Annotated in this window: 16 protein-coding genes; 12 read left to right on the forward strand and 4 right to left on the reverse strand. The window is 68.6% G+C overall.

Translation table 11 applies throughout. The annotated features are described in order from the left end of the window. Window positions 1-44 precede the first annotated feature (44 nt). Entirely contained in the window at window positions 45-1,523 is a 1,479-nt protein-coding gene (locus tag V2J52_RS07655) for a sugar transferase (RefSeq protein ID WP_331227072.1), read from the reverse strand. Between the two features lie 548 nt (window positions 1,524-2,071). Between V2J52_RS07655 and V2J52_RS07660 the strand changes: the two genes are divergently transcribed. From V2J52_RS07660 to V2J52_RS07680, 5 genes are all read left to right on the forward strand, one after another. Beyond that, window positions 2,072-3,940 (forward strand): ABC transporter ATP-binding protein, encoded by a 1,869-nt coding sequence (locus V2J52_RS07660; protein ID WP_331227073.1) that lies wholly within the window; start codon window positions 2,072-2,074, stop codon window positions 3,938-3,940. A gap of 116 nt (window positions 3,941-4,056) precedes the next feature. Next, the gene (locus tag V2J52_RS07665; protein ID WP_331227074.1) at window positions 4,057-4,767 is read left to right on the forward strand and encodes a YveK family protein; all 711 of its coding nucleotides are present in this window, start codon (window positions 4,057-4,059) and stop codon (window positions 4,765-4,767) included. Beyond that, window positions 4,764-6,311, forward strand: coding sequence for an O-antigen ligase family protein (locus V2J52_RS07670; protein WP_331227075.1), 1,548 nt, complete (start codon window positions 4,764-4,766; stop codon window positions 6,309-6,311). The genes V2J52_RS07665 and V2J52_RS07670 overlap by 4 nt, the downstream gene beginning before the upstream one ends. Next, a complete protein-coding gene (locus V2J52_RS07675) occupies window positions 6,308-7,489 on the forward strand; it encodes a glycosyltransferase family 4 protein (RefSeq protein ID WP_331227076.1) in 1,182 nt (393 codons plus the stop codon). Before V2J52_RS07670 ends, V2J52_RS07675 begins: the two co-directional genes overlap by 4 nt. Window positions 7,490-7,619: 130 nt before the next feature. Continuing rightward, window positions 7,620-8,783: a nucleotidyltransferase family protein gene (locus V2J52_RS07680; RefSeq protein WP_331227077.1), complete on the forward strand. Its 1,164-nt coding sequence runs from the start codon at window positions 7,620-7,622 to the stop codon at window positions 8,781-8,783. Between the two features lie 28 nt (window positions 8,784-8,811). Here the strand turns inward: V2J52_RS07680 and V2J52_RS07685 are convergent, their stop codons facing one another. Next, window positions 8,812-9,705, reverse strand: coding sequence for a glycosyltransferase family 2 protein (locus V2J52_RS07685; protein ID WP_331227078.1), 894 nt, complete (start codon window positions 9,703-9,705; stop codon window positions 8,812-8,814). A 272-nt stretch (window positions 9,706-9,977) separates the two neighbouring features. Between V2J52_RS07685 and infA the strand changes: the two genes are divergently transcribed. The 6 genes from infA (at window position 9,978) to rplQ (ending at window position 13,250) form a co-directional block, all read left to right on the forward strand. Further along, window positions 9,978-10,199, forward strand: a complete 222-nt coding sequence (infA, locus tag V2J52_RS07690; RefSeq protein ID WP_331227137.1) for a translation initiation factor IF-1 — start codon at window positions 9,978-9,980, stop codon at window positions 10,197-10,199. A gap of 70 nt (window positions 10,200-10,269) precedes the next feature. Then, entirely contained in the window at window positions 10,270-10,383 is a 114-nt protein-coding gene (gene rpmJ / locus V2J52_RS07695; RefSeq protein ID WP_166845672.1) for a 50S ribosomal protein L36, read from the forward strand. 155 nt (window positions 10,384-10,538) lie between these two features. Then, window positions 10,539-10,913: a 30S ribosomal protein S13 gene (gene rpsM / locus V2J52_RS07700; RefSeq protein ID WP_331227079.1), complete on the forward strand. Its 375-nt coding sequence runs from the start codon at window positions 10,539-10,541 to the stop codon at window positions 10,911-10,913. Between the two features lie 64 nt (window positions 10,914-10,977). Further along, on the forward strand, window positions 10,978-11,382 hold the full coding sequence (gene rpsK / locus V2J52_RS07705) for a 30S ribosomal protein S11 (protein WP_331227080.1): 405 nt from the start codon (window positions 10,978-10,980) through the stop codon (window positions 11,380-11,382). Between the two features lie 179 nt (window positions 11,383-11,561). Then, window positions 11,562-12,581: a DNA-directed RNA polymerase subunit alpha gene (locus V2J52_RS07710; RefSeq protein WP_331227081.1), complete on the forward strand. Its 1,020-nt coding sequence runs from the start codon at window positions 11,562-11,564 to the stop codon at window positions 12,579-12,581. Between the two features lie 30 nt (window positions 12,582-12,611). After that, window positions 12,612-13,250, forward strand: coding sequence for a 50S ribosomal protein L17 (gene rplQ / locus V2J52_RS07715; protein ID WP_331227082.1), 639 nt, complete (start codon window positions 12,612-12,614; stop codon window positions 13,248-13,250). A 134-nt stretch (window positions 13,251-13,384) separates the two neighbouring features. Here the strand turns inward: rplQ and V2J52_RS07720 are convergent, their stop codons facing one another. After that, window positions 13,385-14,743, reverse strand: coding sequence for a Gfo/Idh/MocA family protein (locus V2J52_RS07720; RefSeq protein WP_331227083.1), 1,359 nt, complete (start codon window positions 14,741-14,743; stop codon window positions 13,385-13,387). A gap of 198 nt (window positions 14,744-14,941) precedes the next feature. Next, entirely contained in the window at window positions 14,942-15,751 is an 810-nt protein-coding gene (locus V2J52_RS07725; RefSeq protein WP_331227084.1) for an ROK family protein, read from the reverse strand. 27 nt (window positions 15,752-15,778) lie between these two features. On the opposite strand from V2J52_RS07725, the gene V2J52_RS07730 reads away from it, so the two are divergent. Continuing rightward, window positions 15,779-16,708 (forward strand): tRNA pseudouridine synthase A, encoded by a 930-nt coding sequence (locus V2J52_RS07730; protein ID WP_331227085.1) that lies wholly within the window; start codon window positions 15,779-15,781, stop codon window positions 16,706-16,708. Window positions 16,709-16,732 lie beyond the last annotated feature (24 nt).

Raw genomic sequence — 16,732 nt, forward strand, 5'->3', positions numbered from 1 at the left:
CATGCGGTGCCCACCGCATGACCCGTGACGGCGCGACCAGCGCCTCAGTACGCGCCCTTGCCACCGAGGACTGCTCGCGCGGTGCGCCACAGGATGGTGAGGTCCATGGCCATCGACCAGTTGTCGGCGTAGCGCAGGTCCAGCCGCGCCGAGTGCGCGGCGGAGAGGTTCGACCGCCCGCTGACCTGCCAGAGCCCCGTCAGCCCGGGCTTGACGCACAACCGATGACGAGCGTCCTCGTTGAACGCGGCGACCTCCTCGGGCAGCGCAGGCCGTGGGCCGACGAGTGACATCTGCCCGGTAACGACGTTCCACAGCTGGGGAAGCTCGTCGATGGACAGCCGCCGAAGCACCCGGCCGACCGGTGTCACCCGGGGGTCCTCGCGGAGCTTGAAGAGGACGCCGTTGCCGTCGTTGTGCTCCCGTAGCGCCGGTAGCCGCTTCTCGGCGTCGGTGGTCATGGACCGCAGCTTGTGCATCGTGAACGGACGTCCGTCGATCCCGACCCGCGTCTGCTTGAAGAGCGCCGGACCCCGGGACGTCGACCGGACCAGGATCGCGGCGATGGTGATGATCGGGAGAGCGACGATGAGCATCGTTGCACCGACGGCACGGTCGAAGACGGCCTTGGTCCATCGGCTCGGCCGCGGCGTCGTGAGTGCGACGCCCAGCAGCGGTGTGCCACCGAGAGACTCCATGTGCACCCGGCGCGGCACCACCTCGGTGATCGAGGGCAGCACCAGGAGGCCGGTGGGCCGGTCAGCGAGCCGCCACCCGAGGCGGCGCAGGTCGGTCGCCTCCATGGCGTCGGCAGCGATGAGGACCTCGTCGACGTTGAACTCGTCGACGAGCTGCGGGATGGATTCGTACCGGCCGAGGACCGGGCTCCTGGTGGAGGTGCTGTCCGGAGGCGTCGGGGTGCACACCCCGACGATGACCAAGCCGTGGGACCGTGCCTCGTCGAGCACCTCGAAGATGTGGTTGAGGCTCTCCATGCTGCCCACGAGGAGGGTGCGGCGGACGAACATCCCGCGAGCCCGCAGGTGCCGCACGACCAGCCGGGTGAGCGCGCGGGCGACGAGCGCGAGGGCGATGGTGACGCCCAGTGCCTCGATGAACGTGGCACCGGGCAGCTCGGTCACGCCGACGTAGTGGACCGCCAACGATGCGACGGCTAGCACGCCGGCGACTCGGAACAAGCTGTGGAACTCCCCGGCCCCGGAGGCGACCCGGATGCCGCGGTAGCCGCGGCAGCCGGCGATGGTGATGATGAAGCCGAGGCCGGCAGCGAGCGCGAGGGCAGCAGCCTCGGTGATGCCTCGCCCACCGGTCGTGAGCACAGCGACCACGATGGCGGCGATGGTGAAGTCGCAGAGCACGGCAAGGGCGAGGTACCGGCCCACCGAGGCGCGCCACGGCCGGATGGTCGTCGGCAGGCGAGCCGGGAGCAGCTTGGCGAGGAGTGTCGGAAGGTGCTGAGCAAGGCCGAGCCCCTGAGCCTGGCCATCGGTCCGCAGCGTCATCGTGCTGCCTGTGCCCGGTCGCTGCGAGGCGCGAGGCGCTGGCGAGTGATGGACCGCCATTCTGGAACGCGGCGAGACGACGGGTGGCTCTCGGACGGCCGGGGGATGCTCACAGTGATCCTTCGCCCTTCCATGTTGGTCGTGCGTCGTGCTGCCGGCGGAAGGGCCCTTGCGTCGCCGTCGCCCGCGCTGAGATCTCAATCTGGCACGCGCTCTGACTGTGGGAAAGGATGAGAGCCGGATGATGGCTTGCCCCTGCACCTCAGTCGCGAGGGTGAGGGTTGGCGCGTGATCACCGCTGCGGACGCGGATTCTCGGTGCTTCATTGGCATCGGCCTCTCACCCCGTGGTTGGGCGGCTCTGACCGTGGCAGGCACTGCGATGCCGAACGTCCGCAACCGGCACAACCGCACGGCGGTGGCCCGTACGCTGGCGCTGATCACGACGACGGGCAAGGTCGCGCCGACGGTGACGGTGGTCGTGCCGGGCTCACGGGTCGGCGGAGGGAAGGGGTGCCACGTGCAGCTTCGGGACGAAGGGCCACGTCGATGACGGCGGGAGGGTCTGACTTCGTCGACCCGCTGGACCTGCAGATCGAGAGCCGGAACCAGCGGCGATCGGTCGGCCGGTTGTGGCACCTCATCAGCCGGTCCGTGCGGTTGGTGTGGTCGGCGGGGAAGATGTTGTTCCTCGCGCTGCTCGTGGTGCAGGTGGTCGCCGCGATACTGCTCGCGTTGCAGGTGGTTGTTGTCGAGACGCTCCTCGGTGCGGTGCTCGACCTCGGACCGGCCGGGGGTGCGTCGTCCGCGCTCCTGTGGCCGACGCTGGCTCTGGCCGGGCTCATGGCGGCTGCCTCGCTGCTCAGCGCGGTCCTCGGGAACATGAGCCGGTACCTCGGCGAGGCCGTGGCGCGCCGGACCTACCAGGAGGTCCTCGGCATGGCCACCGGGGTGTCGTTGCGCTACTTCGAGTCGGCCGTGTTCTACGACCGGTTGCAGCGGGTGGAGGCGAGCGCAACGACCCGGCCGTTCCAGGTGACGCGAGCGTTGTTCAACGTCATCGGCGGTCTCACCGCAACCATCGGGGTCGGCGCGGTACTCGTCGGCATCCATCCCCTCCTCCTGCCGCTCCTGCTGGTCGGGGGAGCCCCGGTGATTCTCACCAACCGGCGCGAGAGCCGGTCGGAGTTCGGGTTCACCGTCGACCAGACTCCGCGACAACGTCAGCGCTCCTACCTCAGCTTCTTGATGACCGGGCGTGACGACGCCAAAGAGGTCCGGGCGTTCGATCTCGGCCCCACGTTGCGCTCGCGCTTCGACGAGAACTACCGCCGCTATCTCCTCGACCTGGCGCGGCACCTACGCCGGCGCAGCTTGTTGAGCCTGGTCGGTAACCTCGGCTCCGCGGTGGTGCTCACCGGAACGCTCCTCGTGCTCGTCTGGTTGATTGCGCAGGGGGAGGTGACGGTCGCTCAGGCCGGAGCTGCCATCGTCGCGATCCGGATGCTCCAGGGACAGATCCAGACACTCCTGCGCGGGACGCAGTCGATCTTCGAAGCGGGACTGTTCCTCAACGATGTCGACAGCTTCATGGCGGTCGGCGCCCAGGCGCGAGGTGAAGAGACGGGTGACGACCCGCCGGTCGGTTTCGAGGAGATCGTCGTCGACGACGTCCACTTCTCCTACCCAGGTAGTCAGCACGAGGCGCTCCAGGGCGTCGACGTGCGCATCGGTCGCGGTCAGGTCGTTGCCCTCGTCGGAGAGAACGGCTCGGGAAAGACCACACTGGCGAAGATCCTCGCTGGCCTCTACGACCCGTCGGCTGGCGCCGTGCGGTGGGACGGAACCGATACGCGGACGTACTCGCGGGTCGCGCTGCGGGAGCAGGTGGCGGTGATCTTCCAGGACTTCGTGCGCTACGCCTTCACCGGTCGGGAGAACATCGAGCTCGGCCGAGTCGCCGTGGGTGGCGACGACACCCGGATGCAAGAGGCTGCTCACCGGGCCGGCGCCGACTCCTTCCTCAGCGGGCTGCCGCAGGGGTACGACACGATCCTCTCCAGGATCTTCAAGGGCGGCCGGGACCTCTCCGGGGGCCAGTGGCAGCGGGTGGCGATCGCGCGCGCTTTCTACCGGGACGCCAGCCTGATGATCCTTGACGAGCCGACGGCAGCACTCGACCCCAGGGCGGAGAGCGCGCTGTACGGCTCGTTGCGCAAGGTGCTGGCCGGCCGTACCGCAGTCTTCATCTCCCACCGCTTCTCCTCGGTCCGGTCCGCCGATGTCATCTACGTCCTGGACCAGGGGCGGGTGGTGGAGACGGGCTCGCACGAGGAGCTGATGGCGCGAGAGGGCAGATATGCCGAGCTCTTCCGGCTCCAGGCCGCCGCCTACCTCGACACGCCGGTGCACGACTGACAGCCCGTTCACAATTGCTGCGGCGCCACGGTCGTCGAGATGTGGTGCTGATCTGGTGAAGACGGCCCGGGGGGCCCCTGGTGGATGGCACGATGTCCATGCATCGGTGCGGATGAGTGGAGGCCACGTTGGACGTCTGGCAGATCACCTTGGCGACGTTGCGCCGCTGGTACATCTTCTTGCCGCTGCTCGCGCTCACCGGAGTGGCGGTGTACCTGGCGGGCGACAGCGTGCAACCCGAGTACGAGGTCACCGGCACTGCACTCATCACACCGGGGAGCGCGCCGGCCACGGTTCCCAACCCCTACGGTGGCCAGGACCAGGCGAATGCGGCCGTGGCGATCGTGCTCAACAGCATGGAGACCCAAGCGCGGATCGCTGCGGAGGGTCTTGCTCCGGCGTACGAGGTGTCCAGCCAGAGCCGGAGCACGATCATGAACGTGAGGGTGCGCGCCGACGACCCTCATGTCGCACTCGAGACCGGCAGGCGGGTGTTCGAGCTGGCTGCCGAGGAGCTGTTCACCCGGCAGGGGGCCGCCAGCGTGAGCGCCTCGTCCCAGTACGGGGTGGACGTCCTCGCCGAGCCCTCGGTGGAGAGCGTCGTCTATGACGGCAAGCGCAAGGTGCAGGCTGCAGTCGGAGTCCTGGGCGCCGGCCTCGCCCTGCTCGTCGCGGTGCTGTTCGACGATATCGTCGGGCTGTACCGTCGCCGTCGTGCGAAGCGCCTAGGGCGGCGCCGAGATGACGCTGAGCTGGCCGAGGCATCAGCGCTGCCGCCCATCGAGGCCCGTCCGCCCGAACGTCAGCGGGACCGCGCACGGCTATGACCGGCTCCGCGGCTGCATCGTCGAACGGCTCGCGGCGATCCGCCGAGCTGCACGTTGACCCTGCCGCGAAGTTCCAGCCGATCCTGCTGCGGCGGCCACGGCGCGGTGCCCGCGAGTGGCTCCCGGTCCTGCTCCGGCAACGCCGGCTCAGTACGCTCGGGGTACTCGTCGTCTTCCTTGCGCTGCAGTTCCTCATCCCGGCACGCCTGGTCATCGGTGGTCTGGGAGCGGTGGGCCGCCCATCCGTCGCCGTCGGGATCCTCCTCGCATGCCTCTGGCTCCTCTCAGCCCGGCGCAGAGGAGGACTCCCCGCAGGCCGCCAACCGATCCGCTGGTTGCTCGGGGGCTATCTCAGCGTCCAGATCTTCAGCTACGCCGTGGGTTACGACCGGATGCTGCCGCAGATCGAGGCCAACAGCGCTGATCGCTGGCTGATCTTCAACATCGCGATGGTGGGCGTCGGTCTCGCCGTCGCCGACGGCGTCCGCACCCGCAGGCAGCTCGACGTGCTGCTGAGAGCAGTTGTCGGCTTCTCCGCGGTGATGGCATTCGTCGGCCTGCTGCAGTTCCTCCGGATCGTCGACCTGACTCAGTTCATCCGCTTCCCGGGACTGCGGCACAACTACGCTCTCATCGGCGTGGGAGCGCGTGGTGATGCCGACTTCGCTCGGGTGGCCGGGACGGCGAACCATTACATCGAGTTCGGGGTGGTGCTCGCGCTGGTGCTGCCGATCGCCCTGCACTACGCCTTCTTTGCCGCACCAGGGTGGCGGCGGGTTATCCACTGGGTCTTCGTCGGGTTGATCGCGTCGAGCATCCCGCTGTCGATCTCCCGCTCCGCCATCTTGACCGTCGCAGTGTCAATGGGCCTGCTGGCCGTTGTCTGGCCATGGCGGCGGCGCTACAACGTCTTCGTCATCGCCGTGCTTGCCACCGCCGTCTTCCACGTGGTCAACCGCGGCGTGCTGGGAACCATCCGAGCCCTGTTCTCGAATCTCGATAATGATCCGAGCATCCAGGGCAGGCTCTCCGACTCGGCATTCGTGTCTCAGATGTTCGCCGAACGGCCGTGGACCGGTCGAGGGGCCGGCACTGTTATTCCGGAACGCTATATTCTGCTCGACAACCAGATTTACGGCACAGTGATAGGGGGCGGGGTCCTCGGGCTTCTCGCCCTAGTGTCCCTGTTCGTCGTTCCCTATCTCATTTCGAGAAGCGTGCGTTTACGTGGTCTGAGTGAGGAGTCTCGGCATCTTGGGCAGGCACTCGCGGCGGTCATGCCAGCAGCACTCCTGGCGAGTGGGACCTTTGACTCGTTCGGTTTCGCCACATTCGTCGGCGTATTGTTCGTCGTTATTGGAGCGACTGGCGCACTGTTGCGTCTCGAAAATGTACGCCCATCGTCCGCAATCACGCGTACAGAGCCAGGGAGTCGCTACGTCACCACACCACTGACTGCTGGGTTGCGTGATCATCTTCAGCGAAACGTGAAAACCTGCGGTCAGCCACTAAATGTCTCGACCAGTGACCAGGAGCAGCCTTGAACGACGACCGACCACTTCGCGTCCTGTACAGCTTCCCGCAACGTATGGGTGCGGGCAGGGTCTGCTACACCGCCTGGCAGCAAGTGCGCAGCCTCCATGGAGCGGGCGCCCATGTCACGGTATTTACCGGGTCGATCGCTCGGCCGGTGCCGAACGGTGTGGATGTACGCACAACTCTCAGTCGTGGAAATATTCGTCTCCCTTACCGACTTGTTGGTATGACCCGCGCCTGCATGTGGCACGACCGAATGGTTGCGCGTGCCCTACCGCGTCTCGCCAATCGAATCGACGTCATACACGCGTGGCCGAGAGGTGCTCGTCGCACGCTGCGGGCGGCGCGTGAGCTGGGCATACCGACCTTCCTGGAACGCCCGAACGCACACACCAGATTCGCCTTCGCGACGGTGGCCGCCGAGAGTGAGCGGCTTGGAGTCGACTTGCCTCGCGGTGCTGAGCACGCGTTTGACGCCGACGTTCTCCGTCTCGAAGAGGAAGAGTTTGCCCTCGCAGATCAGCTCCTGTGCCCGTCGAAATTTGTGGTGACAACTCTTCTGAATGAAGGTGTACCGGCGGAGAAACTCGCCCGGCATACGTACGGAGTTGACCTAGAGAAATTTACGCCAGCGAAGGGTCGGGTGCCTGATCGTCCGTTCACCGTACTGTTTGCTGGTTATGCAGCCGTTCGCAAGGGTCTCCACCTTGCTCTTGACGCGTGGTTGCGTTCTCCGGCCTCCGAGAATGGCACGTTCCTCGTCGCGGGCGGCATCCTGCCGGAGTACGCCCAGATTATTCGGAAACAGCTCAGCCATCCGAGCGTTCAAGATCTCGGTCACCGTGACGACCTGCCCGACCTAATGCGGCAGGCCGACGTGATGGTATTACCTAGTCTCGAGGAGGGCTTCGGTCTGGTCTGCATCGAGGCGATGGCCTCGGGTTGTGTCCCCCTTGTTTCCGATGCGTGCACGGAGATCTGCCGTCACGACGAGAACGCCCTCGTGCATCGGGTAGGCGATGTTCCGGAACTGACGAGGCAGTTCACGGAGCTTGCAGGGGATCCTGTGAGGCTCGAACGGTTGCGGGTGGGTGCGCTTAAGAGTGCACCGGGTGTTACGTGGGCGGCCGCTGGCCGTCGCTTGATGCACACCTACCGTGCCTACCTTGGCAGCCTGTCCGGCTGACCCGCGCCGTGTGCGCGAGGGGCGCCACAGAGCAGACCTCGTCGATCCGGCTCGCGGTGGGCGGTGATTCACTACGCTGCGTCGTAGGGCGGGCGCGCCGGGCGGCCGGCACGAGAGAGGTGGCACCGCCATGACGCAGCGCACCTCGGCCAGCGCGAGCCGCGCAGCTGCTCAGGTCCTCGTGGCGATCTGTCGAGGTGAGCCGACAGCGGTGCCGCAAGCACTCACCGACGTCGTGGTCGATTCCGCGCGTCACCATCGAGTTGCGCCCCTCACTCACGTGCACCTTCGAGAGACGGCGCCGGCAGCCGCAGAGCTGCTGCGGCTCGACCGAGACTTGGCGAAGTCGTTGCACATCCGGGCGTCGATGCTCCTTGCCAACGTCAACCAGCTCCTCGGTGACATCCCATGGGTGGTCTTCAAGGGACCCGTGCTGTCCGAGGTGGCGCACCCGGTCCCTGGGCTGCGTCCGTACGGCGACCTCGACCTGCTGGTGGCGCCGAGCGCCCTGCGGGCGGTGAGTGAGGTGCTGCTGGATGCCGGCTGGGTCGTCGGGGACTACGAGGACATGCTCCGCAATCCGCAGACACCCGGGGAGATGCACTGGTTCACGCCCGCCGGCATCCCGGTCGACCTGCACTGGTCGATGATCAACATGGAGTCCCGGCGCCGGCACTTCGAGATCCCGACCGTCGATCTCCTCGCACGACGGCGGCGGGTGAGCATCGGCCTCGGGTCCGCCTGGACGATGGACGAGGTCGACACCATGGTGCACGTCTGCCTCCATGCAGCGCTCGCGGGCGCCAACAAGCTGGGATGGACGCTCGACGTCGACCAGGTCGCCCGGCAGGTCACGTCGTGGGACGAGGTCGCGCAACGTGCGCTGGACTGGGGGGCGCAGGCTCAGGTAGCACTGGTGCTCCGGCGCGCCACCGCCACCCTCGGGACCCCGGTTCCCGGCTCCTTCTACCGTTCGCTCGGAGTGTCGACTGCGTTGCTGCGCATCATCGACGCCGTGGACCGGCTGGCCCCGGTCGCCCGACAACGAAAGTCGGCCTCTCTCTCGCGGCTCCTTGCCCGCGCGGTTCGGCCTGGTGCAGCGGCCACGGTGGCCGCTGTGAGCCGTAACGCGGCACGCGGCATCGTCGATCGGATCCGCCCGGTACCGCGGCGTGGTGCGGCCGAGCGAGTCGCTGCGAGCCCCGGCGCCCTGGCCGCCTACCTGGAGGCCGTCGAGGCGCGGGGGAGCGACCCTGCCGGCGTCGCATCCCGGTCGTCATCGCACCGGTCCTGACGAGCGCCGACGACGCGCGCATCTTCGCTCACGCCCTCGTGCGCTGCCGGCGGGTCCGGAGCGCGAGGTCGGTGGCGTACCAGGCAGCCGCGTAGCGGTGGTAGAACTCGCCGACGACGAACGCGCCGCGAGCGCGCCTCGTGACCAGCTGAGGGGCGCGGCGCGCGCGCCGGATGGCGCCGAGGGGCGGGACGAGTGTCCGTGGTCTGGGCCACGGGGCCGGGGTCGGTCCGCCGTCGAGGACATCGCGATCGTAGCGACCGTGGATCACCCGTCGGAGCTTGGCGCGCAGGGCTGCGTAGGACTGCCGAGCGGGATGGTGCACGGCGGCGGCCGCGCAGTAGACAGTGCGCAGCCCGAGCGAGGTCGCCCGCTGCGACCACTCGATGTCGGCCCCGGAGTACAGCTCGGGCCGAAAAGGGCCGGCCTCGTCGAAGGCCGCCCTCGTCGTGCACATGTTCGCGGTCACCGACGCGCCACCGCGGCTGACGTAGATCTCCTGCGGAAACGCATGGACCAGCTCGTACGCCTCGACCGGGTGAGGTGTGCGCGCGTCGCGTGCGTAGACGGTCACGTGGCCGGCAACGACATCCGCCCCGGCGAGGAGCGCAGCGACTGCCCGTTCGAGCCAGGTCTGCTCGGGGAGGCAGTCGGCATCGGTAAAGGCAAGCACGGCACCAGTGCTCGCCAGCACCGCGGCATTGCGTGCCGTGTATGAACCGCCGGTCGGTTCGCTGATGTACCGCACGCCGGGCCACGGCGCGAGCAGCTCGTGCACCGGCATGGTGCTGCCGTTGTCTGCCACCACAACCTCGATCAGGTCCGCTGGGTAGGTTTGCCGGTGGACGGACTCCAGGCATGCGGCGAGGCGACGGTCGTCACGGACCGGGATGATGACCGACACACGCGGCTGGACGTCCATCCCGATAGTCTGGGCCAGGGCGAGGCTCGCCGCGGGAGAACGCCGGTCGATCACGTGACGCATCTCATGCGCAGGGCCGCCGGAGGTCACCATGCTGTGGTTCCGTGCGGGGCGAGCGTGTCGTATGATTGAGCGCTGGACGTGTGTGCCTGCTGCTACCCCTGCCTGGAACCGGGGGTGGGGCGTCAGACTTCGGCACACCGCGTCGTCGTCGGACCAGCACGTCTCACCGATGACGACGGCCACGCGTGAGAGAAGAGTTAGCGGAGGACATGGCGAAGAAGGACGGCGTCATCGAGATCGAGGGCAGTGTGCTCGAAGCGCTGCCCAACGCGATGTTCAAGGTGGAGCTGAGCAACGGCCACAAGGTACTCGCACACATCTCGGGCAAGATGCGTCAGAACTACATCCGGATCCTCCCCGAGGACCGGGTCGTCGTCGAGCTGAGCCCGTACGACCTCACCCGAGGTCGCATCGTCTACCGCTACAAGTAACCACCAGAACCAAGCAATCGCCGTCGCGGCGCGGGACTCACTCGCGCGCCGAACGGCGGCGGAGGAAACCATGAAGGTCAAGCCGAGCGTCAAGAAGATCTGCGATAGCTGCAAGGTGATCCGGCGTCACGGTCGCGTGATGGTGATCTGCAGCAACCTTCGCCACAAGCAGCGTCAGGGCTGACCTGAGGCTGGGCGGACACGCATCAGCGTGAGCCGCCACCAACGCACTGCCAGGCCCGGGAGCACCCGGACCTACCCCCGGTCGGAGGCCGGGGCTCGCCTGCTCGGCGAGGAGGCAGTGCTCCACACCTCCGGCAGAGATACGAGGAGCACAAGTTGGCAAGACTCGTTGGCGTCGACCTCCCCCGCGAAAAGCGGCTTGAGATCGCGCTCACCTACATCTTCGGCGTCGGACGCACCCGCGCCCAGGAGGCGCTGGCCGCCACTGGCGTCAGCCCCGACCTGCGCGTCAAGGACATGACGGACGCAGACCTTGTCGCACTGCGCGACTACATCGAGACGACCTTCAAGGTCGAGGGTGACCTCCGCCGTGAGGTCCAGGCCGACATCCGCCGCAAGGTCGAGATCGGCTCCTACCAGGGCCTGCGTCACCGCCGCGGGCTGCCGGTGCACGGACAGCGCACCAAGACCAACGCGCGTACCCGCAAGGGACCCAAGCGCACCGTGGCCGGCAAGAAGAAGGCCCGCTAAGTAGTCCGGTCTGCCGTCCGCCACTGCCGGGCGGCCCACCGGTCCGACGACCAGGAGAACAGATATGCCCCCCAAGACTCGTACAGCCGCGGTGCGCAAGCCCCGTCGGAAAGAGCGGAAGAACGTCGCTCATGGCCATGCCTACATCAAGAGCACGTTCAACAACACCATCGTGACGCTGACCGACCCCACGGGTGCGGTCATCGCCTGGGCCTCCTCCGGCCAGGTCGGCTTCAAGGGCTCGCGCAAGTCGACGCCCTTCGCCGCCCAGCTCGCCGCCGAGTCGGCCGCGCGCAAGGCGCAGGAGCACGGCATGAAGAAGGTCGACGTCTTCGTCAAGGGCCCCGGCTCCGGTCGTGAGACCGCGATCCGTTCGCTCACCGCTGCCGGCCTGGAGGTGGGCTCCATCCAGGACGTCACGCCCCAGGCCCACAACGGCTGCCGTCCCCCCAAGCGCCGTCGCGTCTGAGTTTCGTCCGTGCGGTGCGCCCGCCCCCTCGTGGTGGCGGGCGCACCTGGGCACCGCCCGGGTGCCCGTCCCCGCGCGTCTCTCACCGGAGCGCGCCGCTCGACCCCGCCGATCGGACCGATGGTCGGCGGGCTACTGCTAGGCGTCATATAGCGGACGTCTGCTGAAAGGAACACACCGTGCTCATCGCACAGCGCCCCGTCCTGACCGAAGAGGTCGTCACCGAGCAGCGCTCCCGGTTCGTCATCGAGCCGCTGGAGCCCGGCTTCGGCTACACCCTCGGCAACTCGCTCCGGCGGACCCTGCTCTCCTCGATCCCCGGTGCGGCCGTCACGAGCATCCGGATCGACGGCGTGCTCCACGAGTTCACGACGGTTCCTGGTGTCAAGGAGGATGTCACCGAGATCATCCTGAACATCAAGAACATCGTCGTCTCCTCGGAGCACGACGAGCCGGTCGTCATGTACCTGCGCAAGCAGGGCCCCGGCGTCGTCACCGCCGCCGACATCACCCCGCCGGCCGGTGTCGAGGTGCACAACCCCGACCTCCACATCGCGACGATCAACGCCAAGGGCAAGCTCGAGGTCGAGCTGACCGTCGAGCGTGGCCGTGGCTACGTCTCGGCGAACCAGAACAAGAGCTTCGACTCCGAGATCGGCCGCGTGCCGGTGGACTCGATCTACTCGCCGGTCCTCAAGGTGACCTACAAGGTCGAGGCCACGCGTGTCGAGCAGCGCACCGACTTCGACAAGCTCATCGTCGACGTCGAGACGAAGAACGCGATCACCCCTCGTGACGCGATCGCTTCCGCCGGCAAGACCCTCGTCGAGCTCTTCGGCCTCGCCCGCGAGCTCAACGTCGAGGCCGAGGGCATCGAGATCGGCCCCTCGCCGACCGACGCCGCTCTGGCCGCCGACCTGGCACTGCCGATCGAGGAGCTCGGTCTGCAGTCCCGGTCCTACAACTGCCTCAAGCGCGAGGGCATCCACGCCGTGGGTGAGCTCGTGGCACGCAGCGAGGCGGACCTGCTCGACATCCGCAACTTCGGTGCCAAGTCCATCGGGGAGATCCGCGAGAAGCTGGCCGGCATCGGTCTGTCGCTCAAGGACAGTCCTGCCGACTTCGACATTTCACTCGCCGCAGACGAGGACGACGCCTACGAGGGCGACGTCCAGTTCAGCGACGAGCCGCGCGGCTGACGCCACCACTGATTCACGACAGGAGAAATCATGCCTACACCCGCTAAGGGTCCCCGTCTGGGTGGCAGTCCGTCGCACGAGCGGCACATGCTGGCCAACCTTGCCACGGCGCTGCTCGACCACCAGCAGATCACTACGACGGAGCACCGCGCCAAGCGGCTGCGCCCGGTCGCGGAGCGTCTCATCACCCTCGGCAAGCGTGGCGACCTCGCCTCGCGCCGCAAGGTGATGACGACGATCAAGGACAAGCGCGTCGTGCACGAGCTGTTCACCGAGATCGCACCGGCGATGGCTGAGCGCCAGGGCGGCTACACCCGCATCACCAAGACCGTTCCCCGCAAGGGCGACAACGCCCCCATGGCGGTCATCTCGCTCGTCCTCGAGCCGGTGAGCCCCAAGCAGGCCACCATCCGTGAGGCCGAGAAGGCGACCGAGCGTGCCGCCAAGGCCGAGACCAAGGCCCAGGCCGCAGCGGTCGTCGAGGAGGCTCCGGCTGACGACGTCGAGGTTCCCGAGACCGAGGCGGTCGAGGAGATCGAGGCAGCGAAGGCCGAGGAGACCACCGGGGCGCAGCAGGCTGCGGCCGAGGCATCGGCCCAGGCCGCCACCACGGCCGCGAAGGACGCCGGCGCCGCAGGCACCGACACCGGCCACGCCCCCCGCGGCTGACGCCGCCAACGACACGACGGCGATCGCGCATAGCGCGGCCGCTGCCGTGATCGCCGCGCCCACCCGGCGCGGCGGTCGACAGCGAGGCCCGCACCCCGTACCCCGGGGTTGCGGGCCTCGCGCCTTTCCGGCGCCTACCGCTGCTTCGGCCCGGAGCTGTCGTCCTTCACGCCGTGGCGGTGCATCTTGTGCAGCAGGCCTGCACTGAGCCGGTCGAGAGTGCTGCGCCGGACGTAGCGTTGGTAGTCGGGACCGCTGCGGGACGACGCGACGGGCAGTGGCCAGGGCTCGAACCGGTTCATCACTCGGTGGCTGGCGCCGTCGGCGCCGGCGGACTGGATGGCGAGGGTCAGCTCTGTCAGGTGCAGCATGAAGGCGTGCCCTGGGAAGGGGGCGCGACCGTGCTCGATGGCGTCGGCCAGCTCCGCGATCCCGATGCACTTGTCCTGGTGCCCGAGCTGGTCGAGCCGGATTCGGCGCAGAGCGTCGCGCGGACTCCACCACCGGCGTGGTCCCAGCGCGTCGACGACTTCATCGGATCCCGGCGGAGGCGTGCGGACGAGTGGCACACGCCGACCGCCGACGCCGAACAACCGCTGCAAGAATCTGCTCGATCGCACGGCGCGGGTCTTGCGTGCGTTGAGGGACAGCGTGGTGAATGGCTCGAGGAAGACGGGGCACTCGTCGTGCCACGGGTTGTCGGAGTGGACCATGCCCCGGTTCCCGACCACGCGCATGCGATGGTCGTACGGTGCACCGATCGAGCAGGTGACACGGCCGACGACGCCGCTCTCGAAGTCGAGACAAGCGACGGAGAAGTCCGGAGTGTCCGCGGGCGACAGCGGTCGGTCGGTCTTGTCCGGCAGTGTGAGCTTGGAGAATGCGGTGACCGACCGGACCGGGCCGAAGATGGCACACATCCACGCCAGGTGATAACTGACGTGCTCCCACGTGCACCCGGCCTCGTACTCGCGCAGGTAGGGCCAAGGCGCGCCGGAGACGGACCGCCAGTTCTCCGGAGCCATGAGGTAGATCGGGTTGTCGTCCAGCTCGGCGTAGACCAGCCGGACGTCGCCGACGAGTCCGTCAGCGACCACCTTCCACATCGTCTGCGAGGTGGCCGAGAGCGCATTGGACGGAGCGCAGGCGAGGTGGCGCCCTTGCGACTCCGCCAGCGCGACGAGCTCGAGGGCTTGCGCCATGTCGGTCGTGAGCGGCTTCTCGGAGTAGACGTGCTTGCCCGCCGCAAGTGCCGCGCGGGTGACCTCGTAGTGAGACTGGATCGAGGTGAGGTTGAGGACCATGTCCACGTCGGGATCGGCGAGCATCTCTTCCACCGAGGCGTAGCTGGGCACGGCGAAGTGCCGGCTCGCGCGCTCGAGCTGCGAGGCGTCGCGGTCAGTCACACCGACAAGCTCAAGTGCGGGATGGTTGGCCCATGACGACATGTAGCTGTCGAAGACGTAGCCGCAACCGGCGACGCCGATCCTCATGACCAGCCGCAGGTACTGGTGGGGCGGACGACTTCCATGACCTCAGTGCCTCCTGCCGGCATCACCGAACTTCTGACCTCGCCCGAGTGCCACCCTAGAGGCGCCGGCCGGCAGCCGGAGCGATATCACCCCTCGTTGCGGACCAGCACCTCCGCCCCGATCCTGCCGATAGCCTCCTGAGCATCGGTCCGGCTGAGGTCAGCCCGACGCCGGCGCGGTGTCCTCGGCGATGCCGCCGAGCGACCAGGCCCGCACGCCGCCGACGATCCCGGCGGTGTTGGGCACGATGACGACGTCGTCGCCGAGCTTGGTCAGCACCTGCGGAGTGATCCGGCGGGAGTTCCCGCCGCCGAGGTACAGCCGGTCCCACAGGTAGACCGGCCGGAAGGACTCCACGACCTGGCGGACCCGGCGGGACCACATGGCGTCACCCAGCCGCAGCCGTTCGTGCTCCCCGATGTACTCGTCGAAGCTCAGCCCCCACCGTGCCAGCCCGCGGGACAGCTCGGCGTGCGGCGCCAGCCGCCCACCGTCGAAGATGGCGTTGCCCAGCCCGGTCCCCAGCGTGATGATCATCTCCAGCCCGGCGCCGGCGACGACCCCTGCACCGTGGACCTCGGCGTCGTTGAGCAGCAGCGCCGGGATCTTCAGCCGGTCGCTCACCGCCTGCTGGAGGTCGCAGCCCGCCCACGCCGTCACGAGCTCGGGCAGCTCCTTCGTCCGCGGCCCGGCGCGTGTCACGTAGTGCGGCGTGCTGACGACGATCCCGTGACGGATCATGCCGGGCATGCCGACCGTGGCCCGGTCCGCCGGCGGCAGCTGCTCCGCCAGTGAGGCGATGGTGTCGATGAGCCGCTCCGGGGGCAGCGGGTAGGGCGTGGCAGCGCGGACCGGCTGGGCGTGCATGGTGCCGGCTGCGTCGAGCACAGAGGCCTTGATGCCCCCACCGCCGCAGTCGACCGCGAGCGTCGCCGGGTTGGTCCGGGACGGTCTCGCGGCGGGCTTCATGGAGGTGACGGTACTAGCCTGCGGTACGTGACAGCAGTAGTGGTGGACGCGGACGGCAACGACGGCGCGACGCCGGAACCGACGGTGCGGGTGCGGCTGGCGATCTCCTACGACGGCACCCACTTCTCCGGCTGGGCGACCCAGCCGGGCCTGCGCACCGTGCAGGGCGTGCTCGAGGAGGCGCTGACCACGGTGCTGCGGCTGCCCGCGCCTGCCCGGCTCACCGTCGCCGGTCGCACCGACGCCGGGGTGCACGCCCGCGGCCAGGCCGCCCACCTGGACGTGCCCGCGGCGGCCTGGCGCGACGTCGTCGGCCGCAGCGACCGCTCGCCGGGGCAGGCACTGGTGGCACGGCTCGCCGGGCTGCTCGGCCGCGGGGAGGGGCCCCGCGGCGCCAGCGACGTCGTCGTCCACGCCGTGGCGGAGGCGCCGCCCGGGTTCGATGCCCGGTTCTCCGCGGTCTGGCGCCGCTACCGGTACCGGATCGCCGACCTGGCCCAGCCTCGTGACCCGCTGCGTCGCCACGACGTGCTGTGGCACGCCCGCGAGCTCGACGTCGACGCGATGGGCACCGCCGCGACCTGGCTCTGCGGCGAGCACGATTTTGCCGCCTACTGCAAGCCACGTGCCGGCGCCACGACGATCCGCACCCTGCAGGCGATGGACTGGCGCCGGGTGCCGGCGGGGGAGCGGGACGAGGGGCTCATCGTGGCGACGGTCCGGGCCGATGCCTTCTGCCACTCGATGGTGCGTGCCCTCGTGGGAGCCGGCCTCGCCGTCGGCGAGGGGCGCCGCCCAGTGAGCTGGCCCGCCGAGGTGCTCGCCGCCGGGCTGCGGGACCCGGGCGTGGGCGTGGCGCCCGCGCACGGGCTCACCCTCGAGGAGGTCGGCTACCCGGCCGACGAGGAGCTGGCGGCGCGCGCCACCGCCGCCCGCAGCGTCCGCACGCTGCCGTAACGCCGTCGTTCGCGGCACCGTCGG

The organism is Georgenia sunbinii (assembly GCF_036421875.1).
Classification (GTDB): Bacteria; Actinomycetota; Actinomycetes; order Actinomycetales; family Actinomycetaceae; genus Georgenia_B; species Georgenia_B sunbinii.

Excerpts from the sequence above, each read along its gene's own strand:
- rpsK (WP_331227080.1), top strand. The coding sequence starts at position 10,978 with ATGCCCCCCAAGACTCGTACAGCCGCGGTGCGCAAGCCCCGTCGGAAA.
- V2J52_RS07725 (WP_331227084.1), bottom strand. The coding sequence starts at position 15,751 with ATGAAGCCCGCCGCGAGACCGTCCCGGACCAACCCGGCGACGCTCGCG.
- V2J52_RS07670 (WP_331227075.1), top strand. The coding sequence starts at position 4,764 with ATGACCGGCTCCGCGGCTGCATCGTCGAACGGCTCGCGGCGATCCGCC.
- rplQ (WP_331227082.1), top strand. The coding sequence starts at position 12,612 with ATGCCTACACCCGCTAAGGGTCCCCGTCTGGGTGGCAGTCCGTCGCAC.
- V2J52_RS07655 (WP_331227072.1), bottom strand. The coding sequence starts at position 1,523 with ATGACGCTGCGGACCGATGGCCAGGCTCAGGGGCTCGGCCTTGCTCAG.
- V2J52_RS07680 (WP_331227077.1), top strand. The coding sequence starts at position 7,620 with ATGACGCAGCGCACCTCGGCCAGCGCGAGCCGCGCAGCTGCTCAGGTC.
- rpmJ (WP_166845672.1), top strand. The coding sequence starts at position 10,270 with ATGAAGGTCAAGCCGAGCGTCAAGAAGATCTGCGATAGCTGCAAGGTG.
- V2J52_RS07660 (WP_331227073.1), top strand. The coding sequence starts at position 2,072 with ATGACGGCGGGAGGGTCTGACTTCGTCGACCCGCTGGACCTGCAGATC.
- infA (WP_331227137.1), top strand. The coding sequence starts at position 9,978 with ATGGCGAAGAAGGACGGCGTCATCGAGATCGAGGGCAGTGTGCTCGAA.
- V2J52_RS07685 (WP_331227078.1), bottom strand. The coding sequence starts at position 9,705 with ATGGACGTCCAGCCGCGTGTGTCGGTCATCATCCCGGTCCGTGACGAC.
- V2J52_RS07720 (WP_331227083.1), bottom strand. The coding sequence starts at position 14,743 with ATGAGGATCGGCGTCGCCGGTTGCGGCTACGTCTTCGACAGCTACATG.